The sequence below is a fragment of the Curtobacterium guangdongense genome (genome assembly GCF_049341845.1).
Taxonomy (GTDB): Bacteria; Actinomycetota; Actinomycetes; order Actinomycetales; family Microbacteriaceae; genus Curtobacterium; species Curtobacterium guangdongense.
In genome coordinates, this window is record NZ_JBMPIT010000028.1 from 1 (window position 1) to 1,088 (window position 1,088).

Annotated in this window: 1 protein-coding gene; it reads right to left on the reverse strand. The window is 66.3% G+C overall.

Annotated elements, in window-relative coordinates; all coding sequences use genetic code 11:
- Positions 1–994, reverse strand: a 994-nt coding sequence (locus ACO0E1_RS18900) for an IS481 family transposase (protein WP_422875576.1), incomplete at its 3' end; no start/stop codon positions are given.
- Positions 995–1,088: the final 94 nt, after the last annotated feature.

Below are 1,088 nucleotides of genomic sequence, written 5' to 3' on the forward strand. Positions count from 1 at the left end.
TGTAGTTCCCCGTGAGGTTGTGAACGCGATCTGATGGGGTTTGGCCGCCGAGTCCGGTGTGGGGTCGGTGGTGATTGTAGTGATGGAGCCAGGTGCCGTAGGTCGCGGCCCTGGCTTCGTCGCTGTCGTAGGCACGGTCGTAGGCCCACTCGGCTGCGAGGGTCCGGTTGAACCGCTCGACCTTCCCGTTGGTTTGGGGTCGGTAGGGCCTGGTGAAACGGTGCTTCGCATCTCCGAGAGCTGTCGCGAATACCCGCGATCGGTAGCACGCTCCGTTGTCGGTCATCACGGCCTCGACGCGCACGCCCGCTGTGGCGAAGAATGCGTTTGCTCGGCTCCAGAATGCCGCCGCAGTCACGCCCTGCTCGTCGCCGTGGATCTCGGAGTACGCGAGTCGGGAGTAGTCATCGACGGCGTGATGCAGGAACCGGAATCCGCGAGATCCGGGCGCACCTCGACGTGCAGCACGATCCCGAAGCGCGCCGGCTGCCCGGTCCTGCGCGGAGCCGCGGCCGTGAACACGCCATCCCCCACCATCGGGAATGCGGCCCAGCTTCTTGATGTCGACGTGCACCAACTCGCCCGGCGCGTGCTTCTCGTATCGGACCGGCCTGGGTCGACGGACGGGCAGCCCGGTGGCCTGGTCGATGTTCTGCAGCAGCGGCATCCCGAACCGGGCCAGGACCCGGCCGACCGTTGACCGATGCAAATGCAGGTGGAACGCGATCCGATGCGGTCCCCACCGCCTGGTGAACCGCAATGCGATGATCCTCCGCTCGGTCCGGACAGGCAGTCGCATGGGACTGGACCACGGCCGCGATGATCGGTCCGTCAACGGGCACCCGGACCGATACCGGGCAGCCCACCTCGACGCCGTCGCGGGCGAGCACTGGAACCGTTCCGCCGCGCGACGAATGGGCCATCCGTCATCGACGATCAACCGGGCAAGACGGAGCCTGCCCTCGGGCGTGAACGGGGCGTTAGCGTGAGTCACGAAGACCTCCGGTGCGACGTGTTGGTGTGGTAACCCACATCGTCCCGGAGGTCTTCTTCTACGTCACCCGTTCACAACGTCCCAGGGAACTACA